The sequence below is a fragment of the Streptomyces yokosukanensis genome, assembly GCF_001514035.1.
Taxonomy (GTDB): Bacteria; Actinomycetota; Actinomycetes; order Streptomycetales; family Streptomycetaceae; genus Streptomyces; species Streptomyces yokosukanensis.
The window spans coordinates 113,748-134,894 of sequence record NZ_KQ948228.1; the positions used below are offsets into that span (position 1 = coordinate 113,748).

A 21,147-nucleotide genomic window follows, 5' to 3' on the forward strand; every position below is an offset into this window, starting at 1 on the left:
GCGGGAGCGCACGGTGACCTGTACGTTGAGGGTGCCCGGCGGGTTTCCGCCCGGCGAAGTGCGGGCGGAGGAGCGGGCGTTGGGCGTCGTACTGCTGGCACTCGGGGGAACGATATCGGTGCCGGGCGACTCGCGGGGAGCCCGGCTGAGCGGCGCCGAGATCACCGCGGCCGTACTGGACCTCGCGGACCTGGGGGTCGGTGTGGAGGCGCGGGACGTCCACGCCGTGCCCAGCGGAAGCCTCACCTTTGCTCAGGTCCTCGACGTCGTCGAGATCGCCGCACGGGCCGTGACCGAGGGCGCGGACGGCGTCGTCGTCACGCAGGGCACCGACACCCTGGAGGAGACCGCCTTCCTGGCCGACCTCGTGTGGCCGCACGATGCGCCGTTGGCGCTGACCGGCGCGATGCGGCAGCCGGCCATGGCCGGGGCGGACGGGCCGGCCAACGTGCTCGCCGCCGTGCGCGTGGCCACGGCACGCGAGGCACGCGGCGCGGGTGCGCTGGTCGTCTTCAACGACGAGGTGCACGCGGCGCGTTGGGTGCGCAAGACGCACAGCACGAGCACCGCGGCGTTCGCCTCGCCGAGCGCCGGCCCGCTCGGGCATGTCGTCGAGGGCCGGGTCCGGATGCTCCTCGCCCCGCCCCGACACGAGCCGCTGTCCGCCGAGGTGGACCGGGAGCGGCTCGCGGCCGCCCGCGTCGCCCTGCACGTGGTCGCGCTGGACGACGACGGCGCACAGCTCCAGGGGCTGGACAGGACACACCGGGGCCTGGTCGTGGCCGGCTTCGGCGTCGGTCACGTGCCGGGCGCACTCGCGTCCCGGCTCGGGACCCTGGCCGAGCACATGCCGGTCGTGCTGACCTCGCGCACCGGGAGCGGCTCGGTCCTGCGGCACACCTACAGCGCGCCCGGCTCGGAGACGGACCTGCGGCGCCGCGGCCTGATCGACGGCGGATTCCTCGACCCGTACAAGGCCCGGGTGCTGCTCCGGCTGCTGCTGGCGGCCGGCGCCGCTCGCGCCGACATCGTCGAAGCGTTCGCCTCGCGGGGCTGAGCGGAGCGTTGCGGCGCGGGCACCGGACGGCGAACCGCGCGGTGGTGAAGCACCCGACGGCGTCGGCAAGGGCCGCCGCCGGGTGCACTCGTGGTGCCGGGTGACACGAGGGGCGCGTTCAGCGGCCCAGCAGCAGTCCCGTCCCCGCCACGTCGGCGCGGATGCCGTCCTTGTCCACGGTCACGTCCTGCAGCCGCAGTGCGCCTCCGGGAGGTTTCGGCAGCTTGAAGGCGAAGGAGAAGCGGTCGGCGATCTGGGGGCGGGTGAGCTTGGTCAGGGTGGTGAGCAAGGACGGGTCGAGGCCCAGCCGCTTGAGGAGGCTCGGGTGGGCGAGGGCCACGTCCACGAGGTTGATCCTGGTCAGCTCGTGCAGGAACCTTGGTGCGCCGGTGAGTTGATGGAGTTTGTCCTCGTCGTGGAGCGCCGCGTTCACCGCGCTGTCGGGAACACCCAGGCGGTGGACGACTGCCGGGACCGTCAGCAGGGCCTTGAGCTGCTCCGCCTCGCGGCTGAGACGGCGAGCCGAACCGCTGGTCAGGTGGAGGCCCTCGGCGGGCCCGGTGCCGGGCCGGTACGTCGCGAGGTCGTCGATGTCGAGCTGTATGCCGTCCACGGAGGTGGCGATGCCGCGGTCCCCGTCCAGCCCGATGCGGGCGTCGGCCCGTACGCTCAGGTCGCGGCCCGCGATGCGCAGGGTGCCATGGGCTCGGACACGGCCGGGGCCCTGCGCCGTGAACGCCACCTGGGAGGCGCCGAGTTCGCGGTTCATGTCGGCGAAGGACAGCAGGACCTGACCGTGCATCCGGCGAACGAGTGCGCCTCGTACCGTGGTGGGTCCGTCGCCGTCGATGCGGATGTCGCGGGCGGTCGCGGTGACCTGGGTGAGGGTGACCCTCTGGGCCGGGATGTCGGGCACGGTGACCCGGACCGAGTCCAGGCGCCGGGCGGCCAGCTGGGTGAGGAAGGGGAAGCCGCCGATCGAGACCTCGGGCGCGGCGGCGAGATGCATGGAGTCCTTGAGCCGCTCGGCGGCCTTGTGCTCCGCGTAGAGCAGCGCCCAGCGGTCGGCCAGGACGAGCAGACAGACGAGGGTCAGCGTCCACACGAGCATGCGGACCAGCGTGGGCAGACCGGTGGCGCGGTTGCGACGCCGGCTGCCGCGCCGGTGATTGGGCGGCGCCCAGGGCGCTTCGGTGTCGTCGTCCTGCCGGGCCGTCGCGTCGTCCTCGGTCAGGAAATCGTCCAGTGGATTGTCCGCGAGCGCCGCCAGTTCGTCGTACGGATTACGGCTGGGTGGAACCGGATCGTTCGGACGTCCGTCCGACTGAGTAGTTCGATGCGTCGGTATGTGGGGGGTACGCATCGGCAGATTTCATCACATAGCCCTCCCCGGTCTGCAAGTCCTACCTGAAGTAAGAGGCGAAATAGGTCACTTGGTGAGGCGAAGGCCGGCCGGTCACACACTCAGGGCGTCCAGAATCGACTCCATGGCGAGGACGCCGCCGAGGCAGAGGAGTGCGAGCGCGGTCGAATAGGTGGTGCGCGCCTTGATCGCGTCGATGACCACGGCGACAGGGACCAGCCGTCGGTGGCGTGCTCGATGTGGTCCGAGATCCCGCCGTCCACGAGGACCCGCTTGAACCCGCCGCCCGCGCCGATCACGAGCAGGATCATCGCCATCGCCCGGGCGGCCGACCGGCAGGAGGCGCTCACCTCGTCGAGGCTGCGGCCGATCCGCGGGCTGAACGCCCAGATCGCGACGGCGAGCGTGAGCAGCAGGGCGATGGGCGTCGGCAGGGTCAGGTGCGCGGGAGATCGCGAGCCCTGTCGACGAGGGTCTGCCGGGCAGGGGCCCGGCCGGATGGTGTGTGCAGTTTTGGCCCCCGCTGGTCCGCCGCCCCGGGACTGGCGGACCGGCGCCTGCGAAGGCGCTCTCGCGGGGTAACCGGAACCTACGCTTCCATCGGCCGTGACGGAAGACCCGCAGCTGTGTGGTCCAGGTCATATTGACCCGGGCGAGTCGGAGGGATTCATGCGCAGCGTGTGCGGCCGGACACTCGGCGTGGATCACTCGTGCCTGCGCGTACGCGGCATTCGCCCGGGTCGGTCGGGCCTGCGGACACTTTCGGCGGGGGTGGCGCCGGTTCCCGGGGTTCCTCGAACCGGAGACCTAGCATGGCGGAATGATCACAGTGTTGCTGAACACCTCCGCCGGGGACATCACCCTGGAGCTCGACGACTCGAAGGCGCCGAAGACCGTGGCGAACTTCGTCGAGTACGTCAAGGACGGCCACTACGACGGCACCATCTTCCACCGGGTGATCTCCGGCTTCATGGTTCAGGCCGGCGGCCTGACCGCGGACATGAAGCAGAAGCCGGCGCCGCGACGGGTGGAGAACGAAGCCGACAACGGCCTGCGCAACGACAAGTACACGGTGGCGATGGCGCGGACGTCGGATCCGCATTCGGCCAGCGCGCAGTTCTTCATCAACACCAACGGCAACGACTTCCTCAACCACCCGGGCCAGGACGGCTGGGGCTACGCGGTGTTCGGGAAGGTCGTGGCGGGCAACGACGTGGTGGACGCGATCGAGGGCGTGTCCACCACGACCCGGGCCGGGCACGGCGATGTCCCGAAGGAACCGGTGACGATCGTGTCCGCGCAGCTGGTCTGAGACCAGGAGGCGAACACCGGCCGGGGCCCCGGCATCCCGGGCCCCGGCCGCGTGTTGCCGGGCTCGCCCCGAACGCCTGACCGGGTGAGGGGATTCGACGGCGCCGAGGGCGTGAACGCCTCCTGCGGGGATCCTGTGACGGTCGCTCGGACGGCTCCTGGCGCTGATCGCCGCTGAGTACACTCTGTCACCTGTGCGGGACCAGGCGTGTCGGTGTGGGCAGGGAGTGGGGCGGTGCCGGTGACACCGGAGGCCGGTTACAGGGTCGGGGGCCGGTATCGGCTGACGGAGCCCGTCGGGCGGGGCGGGATGGGTGTCGTCTGGCAGGCCCGGGACGAACTGCTGGACCGGCGCGTCGCGGTGAAGTGCGCCCGCCCGGACGACGCCAGGGCCGCCAAGCGGCTGATGACGGAGGCGCGCTGCGCGGCGCGGCTGCACCACCCCAACATCGTTGCCGTGTTCGACTACGTCAGCGACGGCGGCGCCTGCTGGATCGTCATGGAGTACGTCCCCTCGCGCAGCCTGGCCCAGCGGGTGGCCGAGCGCGGCCCCCTCTCCCCTCAGGAGGCCGGCTCGATCGGCGGCCAGATCGCGGCGGCGCTGGCGAAGTCCCACGGCGAGGGCGTGGTGCACGGCGATGTGACGCCGGAGAACATCCTGATCACCGAGGACGGCGTGGCCCGGCTGACGGACTTCGGGATCGCGCGGGCGCTGTGGAGCGAGGTCACCCAGACCGGTACGCACACGACCACGGGCACGGTCCGCGGCAAGCCCCGCTATCTCGCGCCCGAGGTGGCCAAGGGCAGGACGCCGGATGCGAAGGCCGATGTGTTCTCGCTCGGCGCCACCCTGTTCGCGGCGATCGAGGGCCGCTCGCCGTACGGGCAGTTCGAGCATGTGATGGGCTATCTGGCCAGGGCACTCGAAGGTCATGTGGACGCCCCGCGGGAGGCGGGCCCGCTCACCGAACCGCTCACCGCACTCCTCGAGGTGGAGCCCGGGAAGCGCCCGGACGCCGCCGGGGCGCGCACCCTTCTCACCCGCGCCGCACCGCCGCCCGCGCACATCCGGGAACACGTCCAGGAGCACCTGGACGAGGGCGCGCGGGGGAGTACGGAACAGACGCTGCGCTTCCGCCGAACGCAGGCCCTGCCGTCGCTCACCCTGTGGCTGCCGCGAAGGCTGCGCGGCCGTCGCCGGGCAGGGACGATCGCGGCCTCGGCCCTGGCCGTGGTCGTGATCGCGGTCGGGCTCGCCCTCTTCGGCCCTTGGCTGTCCGGGCACAAGGGCCGCACCACGCCCCGCTCGGACGCCAAACCCCCGCCCGCCGTGCACACGGGGGCCGGTGCCATGGGCGAGGCCCGGGGCGCGGACCCCTGCAAGGTGATGGACGCCGCCGTGCTGAGCCGTTTCGGCCACACCGAACTCGTCCCCACCTACGGGCGTTGGATCGCTGCGACGTACTGGTGCTCAGCTCCGCAGGGGGCGAGATCGCCGACGCCGAGGTGGACTTCAGCAACGACCTGGAGCAGTTCGACAGCGGTGTGGCCCTCAGAAGGGTCGGCAATGTCGAGGTCGCGTCGCTGAAACGGGACGGCGACGAATGCCTGCGCTTCATCACGACCTCGGACCGTCAGCAAATCGTGGTCAACGGCAAGCGGGAGGGTGCCGGCGCGCCCGACCCGTGCGCCCTGTCGGACGCCGCCGTCGACCACACGGTCGCGGTGCTGGACCAGGGCCCGGTGCCCCGCCGCTCGGCGGCGTGGCCCGCCGACTCCCTGGCCCGGCTGAACGCCTGCGCGCTGCTGGATCCGGCCGCGCTCACCCAGGTGCCCGGCCTTCGGTCGCGGCCGGCGGAGCGCGGTTTCGCGCACTGGACCTGCGACTGGGCGAGCCCTGACGGCCAACGCTCCTACGTACAGCTGCAGTTCACACAGGACAACGACCTGTCGGACAACGGCCGGCCGGCGAAGGTCGCCGGAACGGCCAGCTATGTCTCTCCCAGGGAGGAAGGGGACGACAGCTGCGTGGTCTACACACCGCACCGCACGTTCACGGACTCCGTCGGCGACCGGACCATCGAGCTGTTCCGGCTGACCTTGCAGGAACAGGGGGAGCGGAACGCGGAGGTGTGCGCACGCGCCACGGCGCTCGCGGGAGCCGCCGTACAGAGCATCGCGAAGAGTCTGCCCGGAAAATAGCCCTGCCCGAAAGCCAGTAGCCCTGCCCGAAAGACCATGGACCTGCCCCGGAACGCGCACACGCACATGACACAGGAACCCGTAGTCCTCCCCGCCACCCACGGCAGCCTGGCGCGCGGTGTGAGCGCACCCGTGCCCGGCACGGTCTTCGCCCTCGCGCTCACCGGGGGTATCACGCTGCGTCCGGGGGAGGGGCGCGAGGTCCTGTTCGGCCGCAACAGGCCCGAGGTCCATGTCTGCCTGGGCGAGGACGATCCACGCGTCAGCCGCCACCAGGGCACGCTCGCCCATCGGGGCGGCCGGTGGTGGCTGAGCACCAGCGGCCGGCTGCCGATCCGCTGCACCGAGGGCCGCCTGCTGTTCCGTGGCGAGGAACCCCTCCCCCTGACCACCGGCTACACCCCACTGTTCGTCCAGGGCTCGCAGGGACGCGAGCACCTGCTCGAAGTCTTCGTCTCCGGCGCCGCCGACGAGCGTCCTCGCGCCCGGCACGCCGACGTCACCCGCCCGCCGAGGGTGTGGGTACTGACCGCGCCGGAGAAGCTGGCCCTCGTCGTGCTCGGGCGGCGCTATCTGCTGCACGAACCGAGGCCGCAGCCGCTGACCCGGCGGCAGACGGCCGCCCAGCTCGATGAACTGCAGCCTTCGGCCGGCTGGACGGACAAACGCGTCGAACACATCGTCAACGCCGTGCGCGCCCGGCTGTCCCACGACGGAGTGCCGTACCTGACCCGCGAGGAGGTCGGCGAACCGGTCGGCAACGCCCTCAACGACCATCTGCTGCGCGCCCTGCTCGCCTCCACGACGCTCGTCCCGATGGACCTGGCGCTCGTCGAGGCGCCCTGACGCCCCGGCGCACGTGCCCTGACGCCCCCGGCGCACGCCGACGCGGACCCGGCAGGCCCGGGACCCCTCCCGCCGGCCCTGCCTACGCTCACCGCCATGCCGGCCTCATCACGACGCGCCCTGCGGACCGCCGCCCTGCTCGCCGCCACCGCGGTCATCGGCGCGGCCGCGTGGAATCCGCCCCCCGCATCGGCCGCCGCGCATCCGCATCCCCGCGCCATCCACGGCGGCACCGCGGCGCACCCGCGGCTCGTCGTCACCCACGGCGGCACCGCCGCACACCCGGCTGTGTACGACGGTCACGGACGTACCGTCGCCGGCATCACCGTCGAGGCGAACCACGTGATCGTGGAGGACTACCGGGTCACCCGGCCCGAGGCGCCCGGCATCGAGATCACCGGCCGCGACATCACCGTACGGCGCAACACGGTCACCAGCCCGCACGGTGGCGACGGTGACGGGATGCGCTTCTTCGGCGACGACCTGAAGATCCAGCGCAACACCGTTCGCGGGACCTCCAACCGGTACGGCCACGCCGACTGCATGCAGACCTTCGCGAGCGACACCCCGCCGAGCCGGCATGTGCTGATCGAGGGCAACCGCTGCGAGCACGTCGACAACATGTGTGTGATGGCCGAGGGGCCCGACGACGGGGAGGGCGACGGGCACGGCCACACGTCCGACTTCCTCGTCCGTGACAACTACTGCGAGACCCGGAAGGCGTCCCAGGCGCTGATGTTCGAGGACGTGCAGCACGTCACCATCGTCGGCAACACCTTCGCCGCCCCGACCGACCACGCCGTCGGCCTCGCCATCCATTCCACGGGGGCCCACGTCTGCGGCAACCGGACCAACTCCCGTGTCCGTTACGAGGTCGGCATCGACGCCTCCTCCCGCCCCGGCTACCGCGGCCCGAAACCCGGCGGCGCCCCCTGGCGGCGCACCTGACCAGTTCTCGCCGTTGTGCGCGATCAACATACGTGACTAGTGTGCTTGTTGAGGTTTCAAATATGACGTGTGGTGTGCACATCCCCACGCGTCTCATGCTCACTGCCTCTCCACCCCACCTCACGTAAGGCGGGCACTGTGCACAACGAACCCCTCGATCACCTGGTCATCGGCGCCGGCCCCGCCGGGCTCCAGCTCGGCCACCAGCTCCAGACGGCGGGGCACACCTATCGGATTCTGGAAGCCGGCTCCGCCCCCGGCACCTTCTTCCGTACGTTCCCCCGGCACCGCACACTCATATCGACCAACAAGGTGCACAACGGCACGTCCGATCCGGAGCTGAACCTGCGGATGGACTGGAACTCCCTGTTGTCCTCGGATCCCGAGCTGCTGTTCCGGCGCTACAGCAAGCGCTACTTCCCGCCCGCCGACGAATTCGTGCGCTATCTCGCCGACTTCGCGGAGCGGTTCAAGCTCGACATCGCCCACGACACCCGGGCGGTGCGGATCAGCCGCGGCGCCGACGACGTCTTCACCGTGGCCGACCAGCACGGCGGCGAGCACCACGCCCGGCGCCTGATCGTCGCGACAGGAGTGACCCGGCCCAACACCCCGGACATCCCCGGCATCGAGACGGCCGAGGAGTACTCCGTCGTCTCCGTGGACCCGGGCGAGTTCACCGACCAGCGCGTACTGATCCTCGGCAAGGGCAACTCCGCGCTGGAGACGGCCGACAACCTCATCGAGACGGCCGCCGTGATCCATGTCGCCGGGCCGCACTCCGTCCGTCTCGCCTGGAACACCCACTACGTGGGCCATGTGCGGGCCGTCAACAACAACTTCCTGGACACCTACCAACTCAAGTCGCAGAACGCCCTGTTGGACGGCCATGCGCTGGCGATCGAGAAGGACGGCGAAGGCTACCGGGTCCGCTTCAGCTTCTCCCGCGCCGACGAGGTGGTGAAGGAGCTGCGCTACGACCGTGTCATCGTCTGCACCGGATTCCGCTTCGACGCCTCGATCTTCGACCCCGACTGCAGGCCCGAACTCGTCATCGACGACCGGTTCGCCGCGCTCACCGCGGCGTACGAGTCGGTCAACGTACCCGGCCTGTACTTCGCCGGCACGCTGATGCAGCAGCGCGACTTCAAGAAGTCCACCAGCGGCTTCATCCACGGCTTCCGCTACGCCGTGCGCGCGCTGGGCCGCATCCTCGACGAACGCCACCACGACCGGCCGTGGCCCCGGCGCGACCTCGACCCGCAGGCGTCCGCCCTCGCGGACGCGGTGGTGGAGCGGGTCAACCGCAGCTCGGCGCTGTGGCAGCAGTTCGCGGTGATCGGCGACCTGCTGGTCGTCCGGCCCGGTGAACCGGCCCGCTACCACGAAGAGGTGCCGGTCGCCTACGCCCACGAGTCACCGCTCACCGCGGCGGGCGACTACTTCACCATCACCCTCGAATACGGTCCCGACCACGACAAGGTCGATCCGTTCGACATCACCGTACGGCGCGTCGCGCAGAACTCCGCCGAGAGTGCCTTCGACGCCTCCTACCTCCACCCGGTGATCCGCCACTTCCGCGGCGGCGAACTCCTCGGCACCCACCACCTGGCCGAGAACCTCGAGAACCAGTGGGATCACCCCGAGGTCCACCGGGCTCCGCTCACCGGCTTCTTCGCCCGCGCGCTGAACGCCCGGTCCGCCGTCGAGGGGCGGTGAGCGGACCGTGATGCTCCGTGCGAGCGACTTCGAAACCGCCGCCCGCGACCGCCTCGACCCCGTCCACACCGACTTCATCGCCGGCGGCGCCCGGGACGAGATCACCGTACGGGCCAACGAGGAGGCCTTCCGCCGGCTGCGCCTCGTGCCCCGCGTGCTCCGCGGGCGTCCCGTGCGGAGCCTGGACGTCACCCTGTTCGGCGGCCGGGCCCGGATGCCCCTGCTGCTGTCCCCGACCGCCTTCCACAAACTCCTCGACCCGCAGGGCGAGGTGGCCACCGCACGTGCCGCCGCTGCCGCCGGAGCGATCATGATCGTGAGCATGGCGTCCACGGTCGCCGTGGGCGAGGTGGCCGACGCGGCCCGCGCGGCCGCCGAGGACGGCGCCGCGCCGCCGCTGTGGTTCCAGCTCTACCTCCAGCCCGACCGGGACATCACGGAGACCCTCGTACGCCGGGCCGCGGACGCGGGCTGCTCGGCCCTGGTCGTCACGGTCGACTCGCCGGTGCTCGGCGCCAACGAGCGCAATCGACGCAACGCCTTTCACGATCTGCCCGCCGGGCTGCGCTGCGAGAACCTGGTCGACCTGCGCGACGGCGAGAGCGGCCACGTACGCCAGATCGCGATGTCCGCCGAGTTCTCCTGGGAGCACATCACCTGGCTCAGGTCGATCACGAGGCTCCCCGTGCTGCTGAAGGGCGTCCTGCACCCCGAGGACGCCCGCCTCGCCGTACGGCACGGCGTCGGCGGACTGCTCGTGTCCAACCACGGAGGCCGCCAACTCGACACCGTACCGGCCACGTTGGAAGCGCTGCCGGCGATCGTCGAAGCTGTAGCCGGCCGCATCCCCGTCCTCCTGGACGGCGGGATCCGGCGCGGCACCGACGCGGTCAAGGCGCTCGCCCTCGGCGCCCGAGCGGTGGGCGTCGGCCGCCCGGTGATGTGGGCGCTGGCCCAGGGCGGCGAGAAGGGCGTACGGCGACTGCTGGAGCTGCTGCGCGAAGAACTCTCGGACGCCGTGGCGCTGTGCGGCGCGGCGGCCCTGGACGAGCTGACCCCCGACCTGGTCCGCCCGGCGTGGTCGGGGCCGCTGTTCGGCGGAGCGGACCGGTGAGCCCCGCCGGATGGGCGGCGCTGGCGGCCGGCCTCGCCGGCGCCGCGAGCCTGCCGTACTGGCTGCCCGACTCGGTCGTCGCCCTGCGGGTGCGCATCTTCGCGTGGGTCAACGGCCAGGAGGGCGTCACCGCACCCGGCCACGAGGTTCCCGCGAAGGAGTTCAAGACCGTCTACGGCCATCCCCGCGCCGACGGCCGAAGCCGCGGCGCCGCCCTGTCCGACCTGTTCTGGTACTGGCTCTCCCCGGGCCCGGAAGTCCACCAGGAACACCTCGAACCAGGCCCCCGCTACGACGACGTGGCCCGGACGACCCGCCAGATCCTCGCCGGGCTGACCCGCCGGCAGTGGACGGAACTGGTCGCCCGCTGCACCGGGCACGTCCTGGACGAGCTGACGCGGGGCGACGGCCCCGCGCGCGTGCGTCACGTCAGACTGCGGGACCTGATGATGCCCGTGTGGGCCGAGACGTACTACGAAGTCGTCTTCCGTGAACCGTGTCCCCGCCCCGTCCGGGACCTCATCACGGGCAACGCCGACGACGTCGTCAGTGCCCTGAAGTGCACCCGGCTGCGGCACATGGACCGGCGGCTGCGCCTGACCTCCTACCTCGAACACCGCCTGGCCCACGACCCGCCGCCCGTGCCGCTGCCCGCCACGCTCACCCCCCGGGAGCAGGCGTACTACCTCCAGGGCACCTTCTTCAACACGGCCGTGGTGCAGATGTCCGAGGCCATGGCCCATCTGCTGCTCGCCCTCGCCACCCACCAGGAGGTCCAGGACCGTGTGCGCTCCGGCGCCACCGACCCGGACTTCCTGGACCACGTCATCGACGAGACGCTCTTCCACTTTCCCCTGTTCGGCGTGGCCCACCGCATCACCACCGGCGACATCCCGAGGGACGGCGGACCACCCGTCCCGGCAGGCTCCGTACTGCTGTTCAACTACCCCGAGTACCACCGGTCGGGCACGGACGACGCCCGCAGCTTCGATCCCGGCCGATGGCTGTCGGCCGACACCCGGCCGACGGCGTACATCCCGTTCGGAGTCGCGGCCAACCGGCCCTGCCCGGCCCGGGGCTTCGCCGTTGTGACCATGCGTGTCGCGGCCGAGGAAGTGCTGCGGCGGTTCCGGCCGGTGTCCGCTGTCGAGCACACCCGGTCCCTGCCCAGCCGAGGCCCGTGCCTGCTGGTGCCGGACCGGAGCCCGGCCACCGGCGGATCCGGCCGGCGGCTGCGGGCGCGGCTCGCGGCGCAGCGGATCGCCGACCGGTGGGCCGCGCTTCCGCGCAGCCTCACCCAACTGGTGCTGGGCAGCTACATGGTGTGGGACGCCCGCCGCCAGGGACTGTGCCGAAACCACTTCGCGACACGGTCCGGGGGCACCACCCCGTCCGTCGTCGGCGGCCACCGCGGAGGACCACGGACATGACTCCCACGGAACTCGGCCCCGCCTTCTTCCTCGCCGTCGTCGTGATCCTGCTGACCTGCCGTCTGGTCGTCGCCGTGACATCCCGCCTCGGGCAGCCGCCCGTCGTCGCAGAGATGATCGCGGGTGTGCTGCTCGGCCCGTCCCTGTTCGGGCTGGTGGCCCCCGGGTTGTCGCACCAGGTGTTCCCCGCCGACCTGAAGCCGGTGCTGTACGTGGCCGGACAGATCGGCCTGGTCGCCTTGATGTTCCACGCCGGATACGAGTTCCGGGCGCACGCGAACCGCGCCCTGGCGGGCACCGCCGCGGCCGTCTCGGCGGCCGGGGCGACGATCCCGCTGCTGCTGGGCGTAGGACTGACCGTGCTCGCCCACGGGCATGTGCCCCTCTTCGTCGACGGGGTGTCCATGTGGGTGACGGCCGCCTTCGTCGGCGTGGCCCTGGCGATCACCGCCTTCCCGATGCTGGCGCGGATCATCACCGAGCGGGGGCTGTCGGGCACCCGCTTCGGCTCGCTGGCGCTCGCTGCCGGGGCCACCGACGACGCCCTGGCGTGGGTCCTGCTGGCCGGCGTGCTGAGCGCGGCCGCCGGCGACGCGGGCCATGTCCTGACCACCGTCGGCGGCACCGTCCTGTTCCTGGCGGCACTGCTCGCGGCCGCCCGACCCCTGCTGGCCTGGATCGTCGACCAGGCCCGCCTGAGCGACGAGGCACGGCTGCTCGGTACGGTGACCGTACTGTTCTGCGCGGCCTGGTACACCGATCTCATCGATCTGTACGCGGTGTTCGGCGCGTTCTGCGTGGGTTTGGTCATGCCGCGCTCCGCGGCGGCAGAACGCCTGGTGACGACCGTGCAGTCCGTGACACAGGTCGTCTTCGTCCCGATGTTCTTCGCCTACTCCGGCCTGAACACCCGCTTCGACGTGTTCGCCGACCCCTCGGTGACGGTGTTCGGCGCGGTGGCCGTCGTGCTGGCCGTGGCCGGGAAGTTCGGCGGTTGCTGGGCGGCGGCCCGGCTGCGCGGTGAACCGCGGTCGGTGGCCGTGCGGATCGGCGCGCTGATGAACGCCCGCGGCCTGATGCAGTTGATCGCCCTGAACATCGGACTCACCGCCGGGATCGTCAGCCAGGCACTGTTCTCCACCCTCGTGCTCGTGGCCCTGGTGACGACCGTGATGACCTCGCCGGTGCTGGAATGGCTGGACCGGCGCGACGCCCGTACGAAGGAATCCGCCCCGCAGGCGGTCCCGGTGTAGCACCATCGGACGCGGAGGCCCTCGTACGACACGTGCGCCGCGGGGGCCTCCGCCACCTCCTGTCCTGCGGGACGCGCATCCCGTCGGTGCCGGGTCGCGACCCGCTCCGGCGGAACCCCGTAATCCATCACCCGGTCTCGCCCAAGACGCGGATCATCGCGCGGCCGACGGCCGTGTGCGCCTGCCGGTCCGCCGGTACGGCGCGGGGCACCGCGGTGGTGCCGTCCGGGCCGCCGTCCCAGGGCGGTGCGCTCCCGGACCGGCCGTGGATGAGCGCTGCTCCTGCGGCCCGCCCGCGACGGGCGGTGCCCCCGCCGGACGCAGGGGCTCAACTTCCGTGCGCCCTTGCCCACTTGCGTGCCCGCACCCCAGCAGAACTGACGGATCGTCAGGGATGTGTGAGGTGGCGTGGGGCGGCGCATGACCATCCGTGAACTCCGCACGCCTTGTGAGCGGCCGGGCCGCACTGCCGTACTGCCTACAGCCCGCCGGGGCAACCGGTGGGCGGGATCCGCAGTGGAGAGGAAGGCCCATGACCGCACGACCGCGGCACCGCCGCACCGAGTCCCCACGGCGCCTGCCGTCGCTCCGCACCGCCCTCACCATCGGCAGCTTCGGCATCGTCCTGCCACTTCTCGCCCCGGGCACCGGCGTCGCGGCATCCGGCACCACCTGGGACCGGGTCGCCGGCTGCGAGAGTGGCGGCAACTGGAGCACCAACACCGGCAACGGCAACTACGGCGGGCTGCAGTTCACCCAGCCGACGTGGGAGGCCTACGGCGGAGCCGCGTACGCCCCGCGGGCCGATCTGGCGAGCCGGGCGGAGCAGATCAACGTGGCGGAAGCGGTGCTCGCCCGGCAGGGGCCCGGAGCATGGCCGGTCTGCTCGGTGCGGGCGCATCTCGCCCGGGGCGGCGGGCGCAGCGTGCCCGTCGTGCACCCCGCCGTCCCACGCCGCACCGCGCCCCACCCCCCGTCCCAGTCCCGCTCCCAGTCTCACTCCCACACCCACTACTCCGGCTCTCACGCGGGCGCCGACCGCCGCACCGGCACGTCGTACACCGTGCACGACGGCGACACCCTGTCCGGCGTCGCGCGGCAGACCGCCGTCCGCGGCGGCTGGAAGCGGCTGTACGACGCCAACCGGAACGTCATCGGCTCCGACCCGGACGTGATCTACCCGGGGCAGCGGCTCACTCTGCCGTCGGTCGACTAGCGCCCGCACGGCGGGCTGCTTATGTGACCTATTTATCACGAGAGTAGCCCATTTGGTGGGCGGGCAGCATGGCGGGGTGATGAGACTCCGCAGAGCCCTACCGGCTCTCTTCGTCTTGGTCTTCGCCCTCGGGATGCCCGCCACCACCGCTGCCGACGCACTGGCCGCCGGTCCGGTGGCCAAGGTCGGCCAACACCGGTGCTACACCCGTGAACAGGCCCGTGCCGAACTCGACCGCCGCTCGGCGGCGGCGGTCGAGTCCGGCAAGAAGGTGCGCGTGATGGTGCCGGTCTGCGAGAGCAGCGGCACGTCACGCTGCGACGCTCCGAACCACAGGCTGATGTGCGGCCAGTGGTGCCGGGACTGCGACGGGCTGGTGTGTTCCCAGCCGTGGTTCTCGGAGTACCAGTGCGGCAGTTGCTGACTGGGGCCGAAGAGAGGGGAATCGTGAATTCGTCATCGGCACTTCGCCGTGTGCGGATGCCTGCCCTGGCGGCCGGCTTCGCGTTGGCGCTGCTGGTCGCCGTGCCCGGCAGCGCCCAAGCGGCCGACGGCAGCTACACGTACTTCACAGCGGCCGGACAGCCCTTCCGGGTCGACGAGCCGTCAAGTGGCACCTGCCTGCCGCTCGTGGGCGGCGCGGTGAGGTTCTCCAACGACACGACCGACACGGCGTTCCTGTACGCAGACTCCTCGTGCGGCGGAGGCTGGGCGCTGGTCGGGGTCGGTGCCACCTGGGACGCGCCCACCGGAGTGCAGGCCTTCGGTGTCCGTCTCGGCTCGACCGCCCAGGCCGTGAAGGGAGCCCGGTCATGACCGCTCTTCGCCGTGCGGGCCGACTCGTGGCGACGATCGGCTCCGTTCTCGCCGCGGTGCTGGTCCTCCACACGCCGGCGTGGGCCGGCACCGACAGCAACGCCGTCCGCTCGGGCGTGGCCAGTGAGGCCCGGCCAGGCCTCGCCGACGTCGCGTACAAGTGGTTCAGCTGGGGGGATCTGAAGGTCGGGGACTGTCACCAGACCGGCGGATACCTGCGGTTGTACGCGGACGGCACTCTCACGTTCAGCGCGCGGACCTGGACGGACTTCACCCTCAGCGGCGACGTGTGGCATGCGCGCTTCGAGCTGAAGAACTCCGCGGGCCAGGGCCTGTTCACGACATCGACCTACGACAGCCCGACCATGTGGGCGAGCAAGAAGCACGACTGGACGGCCAACGGCACCTACGAACCGAGCGTCTACGACGCCACGGCCAAGGTGACCCAGTGGGCCTCCTGCTGAGCCCACCCACCCCGCACTGACAGCCGGCGCCCCCCGAATCAGGTCGCACCTCGGCCGAGTTGACGCGATTCAGGGAGGCGCCGGTCCATGTGCCGGGCGCTCTGCGCGGTGTCTCAGGCGTCGATGTCCGCCCAGAGGTCCGTGGAGAGGTACTTGAGGCCGGAGTCGCAGACCATGATGGCGAGGGTCTTGCCGCGCATCTCGCCGTCCAGGAGCTTGAGGGCGGCGGCGAGGTTGGCGCCGGAGGAGTAGCCCGCGAAGATGCCCTCGTGGGTGGCGAGTCGGCGAGCGGCGGTTCGTGCCTCGTCACCGGTGACCTGGACGAAGCCGTCGATCGGCACACCGCGCAGGAAGTCCAGGTCGCCCATGGCGTAGCCGCCTCCCTGGATCGGGTGCTCGGGGCGGGTGACGGGAAGACCGGCCACGATCGCGGCGCCGGCCGGTTCGACGACGTAGCAGCGGACGGCCGGACGGTGTTCCTTGAGGGCCTTGGTCACGCCCGCGTACGTGCCGCCGGAGCCGACGAAGTCGACGAAGCCGTCGAGGGCGCCCGCCGTCTGCCGCCACAGTTCCTGACCGGTCCCGTGATAGTGGGCGAGCCAGTTGCCGTCCCGGTGGAACTGGTCGGCGCGGAACGCGCCGCGCGCGACGGCGATCTCCTCGGCCCTGGCGTCGGCGAGGTCCAGGTCCGCCCCGGAGACCTGCCCGGGGACGGAGTGCGGCAGCTGGTCCACGAGGACCACCTCGGCGCCGAGCGCGGCCATCATGCGGGCGCGTTCGGGCGAGTTGCCCCGCGACATCACCGCGATGAACGGGTGGCCCTTGACGGCGCACACGATGGCCAGTCCGGTGCCCATGTTGCCGCTGGTCAGCTCGACGACGGGTTGTCCGGGACCGAGCAGTCCGCGGCGTTCGGCCTCTTCGATGATCCCTTTCGCGGCGCGGTCCTTCTTGGACCCGCCCGGGTTCAGAAAGTCGAGCTTGGCCAGGACGGTCCCCTCCAGCCCGCTCGTGATCCGGTCGAGCCGCACGAGCGGGGTCGCCCCGATGGCTTCCACGACGGAGGGCAGGACATCGTTCATCGGCGTTCCTTGTCGATCCGTTGGTGACGGCGGTGAGACGGCGCGGCGAGGCCCGGGACCGATCTCGGGCAACCGCGCACGGACCCGCATGCTCTCCCGCCCGTCCGCCCCGGTCCACCCGGCCCGACGCGGAGCCGTCCACATGGCTCGGGCGGTCGGCGCAGCAGTGCCAGGGCGCGGGACGGGGTCGTTCACCGCGTGCGCGGAGCCCAGCGGAACCGTCGTACGGCCACCGCCGTACCGGCGATCCCCCACAGCAGCAGGACGCCGTAGTCACGCCAGGGCAGTCCCCCCTGGTCCGTGGTGAAGGCGCGGAGCAGGGCGTCGTTGAACGGCTTCACCGGAAGCGCACCGGCGATGCCGTTCAGCACGGCGGAGTGGATCGGCATGTAGGTGCCCGAGACGAACACGAGCGGGAACAGCACGAGTTGTACGACCGGCGGCGCCGCCTCCGCGTTGTGGACCGACGAGGCCACCGCGACGCCGAGGGCACAGAAGGCGGCCCCGCCGAGCACCAGAGTCACCGCGAGCGAGGGCCACTGCGAGGCGGCGGGCAGCGAGACGCCGTAGATCCTGCCGACGGCGGTGATGAGCAGGACGTCGACGACACCGACGAGGACGCAGTGCGCCAGCAGACCCACGAAGTACGCGAAGGCGGACAGCGGGGTGGCCCGGACCCGCTTCAGGATCCCGTTCTGCCGCCGCGTCGCGAGCACGATCGCCAACTGGCTGTAGCAGGAGCCCAGTACGGACACCGCGGCGATCGTGGAGACGTAGTACTGGAGCGCGGATCGCCCGTAGTAGAACGCGCTCTTCCCGATGCCGCCGAACAGCGCGCCGAAGATTGCCATGACCACGACCGGGAAGGCGAACGTGAAGAGCGCGCTCTGCGGATTGCGCCAGAAGGACAACTGCTCATAACGGATCTGGTGCCACAGCAGACCGAGGCGCGGGCCACGGCCTGGGCCGGGTGTCCGACCGGTCGCGGCGCGGTGAGCGGTGATGCTCACGGTGCGCTCCTTCGCGGCGCGCTATGGTCCTGGTCGGTCAGACGCAGATAGACGTCCTCCAGGCTCGGCCGGTCGACCGTCAGCCCGGCGAGCACGGTGTCGCGCCGCAGCGCCCAGACGGTGAGCCGGTGCAGTGTGCGGGTCAGCTCCGCCGACTCGACGGTGACCAGGCCGTCCGCGCCGGGCGTGGCGGGGACCGGCAGGTCGGCGACCGTGGTCGGGGGCGGCAGCGCGAAGCGGATGCGGGCCCGCGCGGTGTCGCGTCCGCCCAGGGCCGCGGGGCTGCCCTCGGCCACGATCCGCCCGTCGGCGATCACCGCCACGCGGTCGGCCAGCTCCTGGGCCTCGTCCATGGAGTGGGTGGTGAGCACGATGGTGATTCCCGCCTCGCGCAGATCCCGTATCAACTGCCAGGCGCCCCGGCGCGCGTGCGGATCGAAGCCCGTCGTCGGTTCGTCGAGGAAGAGGAGGCCGGGATCGCCGATCAGGCCGAGCGCGAGGTCCAGGCGGCGCTTCTGGCCGCCGGAGAGCGCACGGACCTTCTTCCTCTCCAGCCCGGCGAGGCCGACCAGGTCGATCACCTCGTCGACGTCGCGCGGCGCGGAGTAGCAGCCCGCGTCGCGGGCGACCGTCTCCCGGACGGTGAGCCAGGGCTCGACCGCGATGTCCTGCAGCACCAGCCCGATGCGCTCACGCAGGAGGCGTTCGGTGGCCCTCTCACCCGGGTCCAGACCGAGCACGTCGACCCGTCCCAGGTCACGGCCCCGAAACCCCTCCAGGATCTCCATGGTGGTGGTCTTGCCGGCCCCGTTGGGGCCGAGCAGCGCGAAGATCTCCCCGTGCTCGACGGCGAAGCTCACCCCGCGCACCGCCCACACCGTGCCGTACCGCTTGTGCAGGCCCTCCACCACGACCGCGTCAGCCATCGCCGCCTCCCGCCGTCCGGTGCGCCCCCGGTGTCAGACGCGGACGCACCGGATCTCCAACGTCAGGCCGAGCCGGCGCCCGGCCGTTCCACGGGCCGCCGTCACCCCGAACTCGGTACGGTCGACCCGCGTGGTGGCACGGACCGCGGTGGCGTCCACCTGCCCGGAGACGAACGTGATCAGCCGGTACCGGTCCGCGTCCAGGAACGTCGCCGACCGTACGAAGGAGACGGAGGAGCGGTTCGCGTCGATCGTGTGGCGACCGAGCCGGGGAGTCGTCGTGGCGGTGTCGCCTGTCGTATCCATGCCCCCATTCCACGGCGGGGGGCGTCCCGCGCGGCAGGGTCGGCGGTCGGTACCTCACCCGACGAAGGACTGCTCGCGACGGCCCGCGTACGACTTTCGTAGGGTCCGCCCGCGGAGGAAGTGTTCCGCTGCCGCCGACCGGAACCGGACCGGTGGGCGATGCCCTACGGTAAGCGCCATGACCGTTGACCGGGGGGTGTGCGACGGCCCGTGGCACCGCCGTCACGGGTTCGCCGTGGACGTGATGCTCGCGGCCGGCTTCGTGCTGCTCGACACCGGTCTGACCCTGGTCGGTGCCGCCTGGTGGCCCGAACACCCGGGCCCGCTCGCCTGGGTGATGCTGGGCGCGCAGGCGCTCGCCTGCGCCTCGGTCGCCGTCCGCCGCACCGCCCCGCTGGCCGTCGTCGGCGTGCTCGGCGTGTTCACGCTCGCGGTGACGCTGCTGATCTCACCGGCAGGAGTGCTGACGCCGGCTCACCGGGGAAACGTATGGGCCCCCCTCGCCACCACGCTGGCCGCCTACGGCCCGCTCTTCTACCAGCGCGACCGCCGGACGGCGTACCTCGCGCTCGCCGCCTTCACTCTCGTCGTCATGCGGCCCTGGGCGCCGTCCCTCACGAACATGACGGTCGGGCTGCTGCGTACGGCGGTCGGGCCGCTGCTGGCGCTGTACTTCGACACCCGCCGCAAACTGATGCAGGCACTGGTCGAACGCGCCGAGCGCGCCGAACGGGAGCGTCATCTGCTGGCCGAGCGAGCCCGCGCCGAAGAACGCGCCCGGCTCGCCGGTGAGATGCACGACGTGGTCACCCACCGAGTGAGCCTGATGGTGCTGCAGGCCGGGGCCCTGAAGGTGACGTCGGCGGACGAGGCGACCCGGCGCGCGGCGGAGGAACTGCGCGCCGCGGGCTGCCAGGCGCTGGAGGAACTGCGGGACCTGGTCGGCATTCTGCGCACCGCGCCGCAGGGCGACCGGACCCCCTCGGTCGCGGGCTTCGCCGATCTGGTCGCCGAGTCGGTGGCGGTGGGGACACCGACCGAGCTGACCGAGGTGGGCGACCCGGCGCTGGCCTCACCGGTGGTCGGTCGCACCGCCTACCGCGTGCTGCGCGAGGCGCTGACCAACGTGCGCAAGCACGCACCCGGCGCCCGCGTGATCGTGCGCGTCGAGTACGACAACGCACAGGTACGGCTCACGGTCCGCAACACGCCACCGACCGGCGGACCGCGCAGCGCCCTCGCGGGCACCGGTTCCGGTCTGGGAATCGCGCATCTTCGGCAGCGCATCGAGCTCGTGCACGGCACGCTGCATGCCGGCCCCTGTTCCGACGGCGGGTTCAGCGTCGAGGCGACGCTGCCCGCGTTCGTCCCGACCTCCGAAGCTGCGGTGTGAGCGTGGCCCGGGTCGTGGTGGTGGACGACGAGCCCATGGTGTGCGGGTTCCTGCGCACCATTCTCGGCTCGGCGCCGGACATCGAGGTCGTCGACGAGGCGCACGACGGCGCGGCCGGCGTCGAGGCGGTCCGGCGCAGTCGCCCGGACGTGATCCTGATGGACCTGCGTATGCCGGGCATGGACGGGCTGACCGCCATCGAGCGCATCAATGAGCTGGCCGATCCGCCGCACATCGTGGTGCTGACCACGTTCGACGCCGACCAGTACGTGTTGCGCGCGCTGCGGGCCGGGGCGACCGGCTTCCTGGTGAAGTCCACCCCGCCGGAGGAGCTGATCGGTCTGGTCCGGGCCGCCGCCCAGGGCCACACCGTCCTGTCGCCCTCCGCCGCCCGCCGGCTCGTGGCCGCGTCGACGGACAGCCTCTCGGCCCGCGACCGGGCCCGTGAACTGGTCGCCTCGCTGACCGAGCGCGAGGCCCAGGTGCTGGCCGGCCTCGGCGAGGGCCTGTCGAACGCGCAGATCGCGGCGCGGCTGTACCTCTCCGAGGCCACGATCAAGGGCTATGTCTCGCGGACGCTGGACAAGCTGGGCTGCGTCAACCGCACCCAGGCGGGCCTGCTCGCCCATGACGCGGGGATCACCGGCGCCTAGGCCGTGGATCGGGCCGCCGGAACCCTCCTCTGTGCGCC

20 protein-coding genes and 1 pseudogene are annotated in these 21,147 nt (G+C 71.8%); 15 read left to right on the forward strand and 6 right to left on the reverse strand.

The features are described from left to right. The first annotated feature begins 13 nt into the window (after nucleotides 1-13). Nucleotides 14-1,057, forward strand: coding sequence for an asparaginase (locus AQI95_RS38450; protein ID WP_341849497.1), 1,044 nt, complete (start codon nucleotides 14-16; stop codon nucleotides 1,055-1,057). A gap of 118 nt (nucleotides 1,058-1,175) precedes the next feature. On the opposite strand, the gene AQI95_RS38455 is transcribed toward AQI95_RS38450, so the two are convergent. Together AQI95_RS38455 and AQI95_RS45575 are read right to left on the reverse strand one after the other, a co-directional pair. Continuing rightward, entirely contained in the window at nucleotides 1,176-2,420 is a 1,245-nt protein-coding gene (locus tag AQI95_RS38455; protein WP_067135171.1) for an LmeA family phospholipid-binding protein, read from the reverse strand. Between the two features lie 93 nt (nucleotides 2,421-2,513). Beyond that, nucleotides 2,514-2,845, reverse strand: a pseudogene (locus AQI95_RS45575) (GntT/GntP/DsdX family permease); the annotation flags it as partial. A 395-nt stretch (nucleotides 2,846-3,240) separates the two neighbouring features. On the opposite strand from AQI95_RS45575, the gene AQI95_RS38465 reads away from it, so the two are divergent. The 12 genes from AQI95_RS38465 to AQI95_RS38520 all read left to right on the forward strand — a co-directional run bounded on the left by AQI95_RS38465 (nucleotide 3,241) and on the right by AQI95_RS38520 (nucleotide 15,739). Further along, the gene (locus tag AQI95_RS38465; protein WP_067135175.1) at nucleotides 3,241-3,732 is read left to right on the forward strand and encodes a peptidylprolyl isomerase; all 492 of its coding nucleotides are present in this window, start codon (nucleotides 3,241-3,243) and stop codon (nucleotides 3,730-3,732) included. A 234-nt stretch (nucleotides 3,733-3,966) separates the two neighbouring features. Continuing rightward, nucleotides 3,967-5,319 (forward strand): serine/threonine-protein kinase, encoded by a 1,353-nt coding sequence (locus AQI95_RS46790; RefSeq protein WP_159056655.1) that lies wholly within the window; start codon nucleotides 3,967-3,969, stop codon nucleotides 5,317-5,319. Nucleotides 5,320-5,999: 680 nt separating this feature from the next. Then, nucleotides 6,000-6,779 (forward strand): FHA domain-containing protein, encoded by a 780-nt coding sequence (locus tag AQI95_RS47590; RefSeq protein ID WP_067135231.1) that lies wholly within the window; start codon nucleotides 6,000-6,002, stop codon nucleotides 6,777-6,779. A 96-nt stretch (nucleotides 6,780-6,875) separates the two neighbouring features. Then, nucleotides 6,876-7,727, forward strand: a complete 852-nt coding sequence (locus AQI95_RS38480) for a right-handed parallel beta-helix repeat-containing protein (protein ID WP_067135177.1) — start codon at nucleotides 6,876-6,878, stop codon at nucleotides 7,725-7,727. Nucleotides 7,728-7,865: 138 nt separating this feature from the next. After that, nucleotides 7,866-9,446, forward strand: a complete 1,581-nt coding sequence (locus tag AQI95_RS38485) for an NAD(P)-binding domain-containing protein (protein ID WP_067135179.1) — start codon at nucleotides 7,866-7,868, stop codon at nucleotides 9,444-9,446. A 10-nt stretch (nucleotides 9,447-9,456) separates the two neighbouring features. Then, nucleotides 9,457-10,560, forward strand: a complete 1,104-nt coding sequence (locus tag AQI95_RS38490; protein ID WP_067135181.1) for an alpha-hydroxy acid oxidase — start codon at nucleotides 9,457-9,459, stop codon at nucleotides 10,558-10,560. Further along, nucleotides 10,557-11,990 carry a cytochrome P450 gene (locus AQI95_RS38495; protein WP_067135183.1) on the forward strand — a complete coding sequence of 478 codons (1,434 nt, stop codon included), beginning with the start codon at nucleotides 10,557-10,559 and terminating at the stop codon, nucleotides 11,988-11,990. Before AQI95_RS38490 ends, AQI95_RS38495 begins: the two co-directional genes overlap by 4 nt. Beyond that, nucleotides 11,987-13,243, forward strand: a complete 1,257-nt coding sequence (locus AQI95_RS38500) for a cation:proton antiporter (protein WP_067135185.1) — start codon at nucleotides 11,987-11,989, stop codon at nucleotides 13,241-13,243. Before AQI95_RS38495 ends, AQI95_RS38500 begins: the two co-directional genes overlap by 4 nt. Before the next feature lie 532 nt (nucleotides 13,244-13,775). Further along, nucleotides 13,776-14,459 (forward strand): LysM peptidoglycan-binding domain-containing protein, encoded by a 684-nt coding sequence (locus AQI95_RS49960; RefSeq protein WP_067135187.1) that lies wholly within the window; start codon nucleotides 13,776-13,778, stop codon nucleotides 14,457-14,459. A 79-nt stretch (nucleotides 14,460-14,538) separates the two neighbouring features. After that, complete coding sequence (locus tag AQI95_RS38510) at nucleotides 14,539-14,883, forward strand: hypothetical protein (protein ID WP_159056656.1); 345 nt, start codon at nucleotides 14,539-14,541, stop codon at nucleotides 14,881-14,883. A 56-nt stretch (nucleotides 14,884-14,939) separates the two neighbouring features. Continuing rightward, nucleotides 14,940-15,275 carry a hypothetical protein gene (locus AQI95_RS38515; RefSeq protein WP_159056657.1) on the forward strand — a complete coding sequence of 112 codons (336 nt, stop codon included), beginning with the start codon at nucleotides 14,940-14,942 and terminating at the stop codon, nucleotides 15,273-15,275. Next, nucleotides 15,272-15,739, forward strand: a complete 468-nt coding sequence (locus AQI95_RS38520; protein ID WP_067135193.1) for a DUF6294 family protein — start codon at nucleotides 15,272-15,274, stop codon at nucleotides 15,737-15,739. Before AQI95_RS38515 ends, AQI95_RS38520 begins: the two co-directional genes overlap by 4 nt. A gap of 113 nt (nucleotides 15,740-15,852) precedes the next feature. On the opposite strand, the gene AQI95_RS38525 is transcribed toward AQI95_RS38520, so the two are convergent. From AQI95_RS38525 to AQI95_RS38540, 4 genes are all read right to left on the reverse strand, one after another. Further along, nucleotides 15,853-16,821 carry a PLP-dependent cysteine synthase family protein gene (locus AQI95_RS38525; RefSeq protein ID WP_067135195.1) on the reverse strand — a complete coding sequence of 323 codons (969 nt, stop codon included), beginning with the start codon at nucleotides 16,819-16,821 and terminating at the stop codon, nucleotides 15,853-15,855. Between the two features lie 191 nt (nucleotides 16,822-17,012). Then, the gene (locus tag AQI95_RS38530; RefSeq protein ID WP_079071807.1) at nucleotides 17,013-17,825 is read right to left on the reverse strand and encodes an ABC transporter permease; all 813 of its coding nucleotides are present in this window, start codon (nucleotides 17,823-17,825) and stop codon (nucleotides 17,013-17,015) included. 2 nt (nucleotides 17,826-17,827) lie between these two features. Next, a complete protein-coding gene (locus AQI95_RS38535) occupies nucleotides 17,828-18,757 on the reverse strand; it encodes an ABC transporter ATP-binding protein (protein ID WP_067135197.1) in 930 nt (309 codons plus the stop codon). A gap of 33 nt (nucleotides 18,758-18,790) precedes the next feature. After that, nucleotides 18,791-19,063 (reverse strand): YceI family protein, encoded by a 273-nt coding sequence (locus tag AQI95_RS38540; protein ID WP_067135199.1) that lies wholly within the window; start codon nucleotides 19,061-19,063, stop codon nucleotides 18,791-18,793. A 178-nt stretch (nucleotides 19,064-19,241) separates the two neighbouring features. On the opposite strand from AQI95_RS38540, the gene AQI95_RS38545 reads away from it, so the two are divergent. Both AQI95_RS38545 and AQI95_RS38550 read left to right on the forward strand, forming a co-directional pair. After that, nucleotides 19,242-20,456 (forward strand): sensor histidine kinase, encoded by a 1,215-nt coding sequence (locus AQI95_RS38545; protein WP_244188979.1) that lies wholly within the window; start codon nucleotides 19,242-19,244, stop codon nucleotides 20,454-20,456. Next, nucleotides 20,453-21,109, forward strand: a complete 657-nt coding sequence (locus AQI95_RS38550) for a response regulator (protein ID WP_244188980.1) — start codon at nucleotides 20,453-20,455, stop codon at nucleotides 21,107-21,109. The genes AQI95_RS38545 and AQI95_RS38550 overlap by 4 nt, the downstream gene beginning before the upstream one ends. Nucleotides 21,110-21,147 lie beyond the last annotated feature (38 nt).

What these genes read in the sequence shown, in the direction of transcription:
- AQI95_RS38490 (WP_067135181.1), top strand. Translation starts at nt 9,457, where the DNA reads ATGCTCCGTGCGAGCGACTTCGAAACCGCCGCCCGCGACCGCCTCGAC.
- AQI95_RS38525 (WP_067135195.1), bottom strand. Translation starts at nt 16,821, where the DNA reads ATGAACGATGTCCTGCCCTCCGTCGTGGAAGCCATCGGGGCGACCCCG.
- AQI95_RS38500 (WP_067135185.1), top strand. Translation starts at nt 11,987, where the DNA reads ATGACTCCCACGGAACTCGGCCCCGCCTTCTTCCTCGCCGTCGTCGTG.
- AQI95_RS49960 (WP_067135187.1), top strand. Translation starts at nt 13,776, where the DNA reads ATGACCGCACGACCGCGGCACCGCCGCACCGAGTCCCCACGGCGCCTG.
- AQI95_RS38520 (WP_067135193.1), top strand. Translation starts at nt 15,272, where the DNA reads ATGACCGCTCTTCGCCGTGCGGGCCGACTCGTGGCGACGATCGGCTCC.
- AQI95_RS38515 (WP_159056657.1), top strand. Translation starts at nt 14,940, where the DNA reads ATGCCTGCCCTGGCGGCCGGCTTCGCGTTGGCGCTGCTGGTCGCCGTG.
- AQI95_RS38535 (WP_067135197.1), bottom strand. Translation starts at nt 18,757, where the DNA reads ATGGCTGACGCGGTCGTGGTGGAGGGCCTGCACAAGCGGTACGGCACG.
- AQI95_RS38465 (WP_067135175.1), top strand. Translation starts at nt 3,241, where the DNA reads ATGATCACAGTGTTGCTGAACACCTCCGCCGGGGACATCACCCTGGAG.
- AQI95_RS38480 (WP_067135177.1), top strand. Translation starts at nt 6,876, where the DNA reads ATGCCGGCCTCATCACGACGCGCCCTGCGGACCGCCGCCCTGCTCGCC.
- AQI95_RS38510 (WP_159056656.1), top strand. Translation starts at nt 14,539, where the DNA reads ATGAGACTCCGCAGAGCCCTACCGGCTCTCTTCGTCTTGGTCTTCGCC.
- AQI95_RS47590 (WP_067135231.1), top strand. Translation starts at nt 6,000, where the DNA reads ATGACACAGGAACCCGTAGTCCTCCCCGCCACCCACGGCAGCCTGGCG.
- AQI95_RS38540 (WP_067135199.1), bottom strand. Translation starts at nt 19,063, where the DNA reads ATGGATACGACAGGCGACACCGCCACGACGACTCCCCGGCTCGGTCGC.
- AQI95_RS38455 (WP_067135171.1), bottom strand. Translation starts at nt 2,420, where the DNA reads ATGCGTACCCCCCACATACCGACGCATCGAACTACTCAGTCGGACGGA.
- AQI95_RS38545 (WP_244188979.1), top strand. Translation starts at nt 19,242, where the DNA reads ATGACCGTTGACCGGGGGGTGTGCGACGGCCCGTGGCACCGCCGTCAC.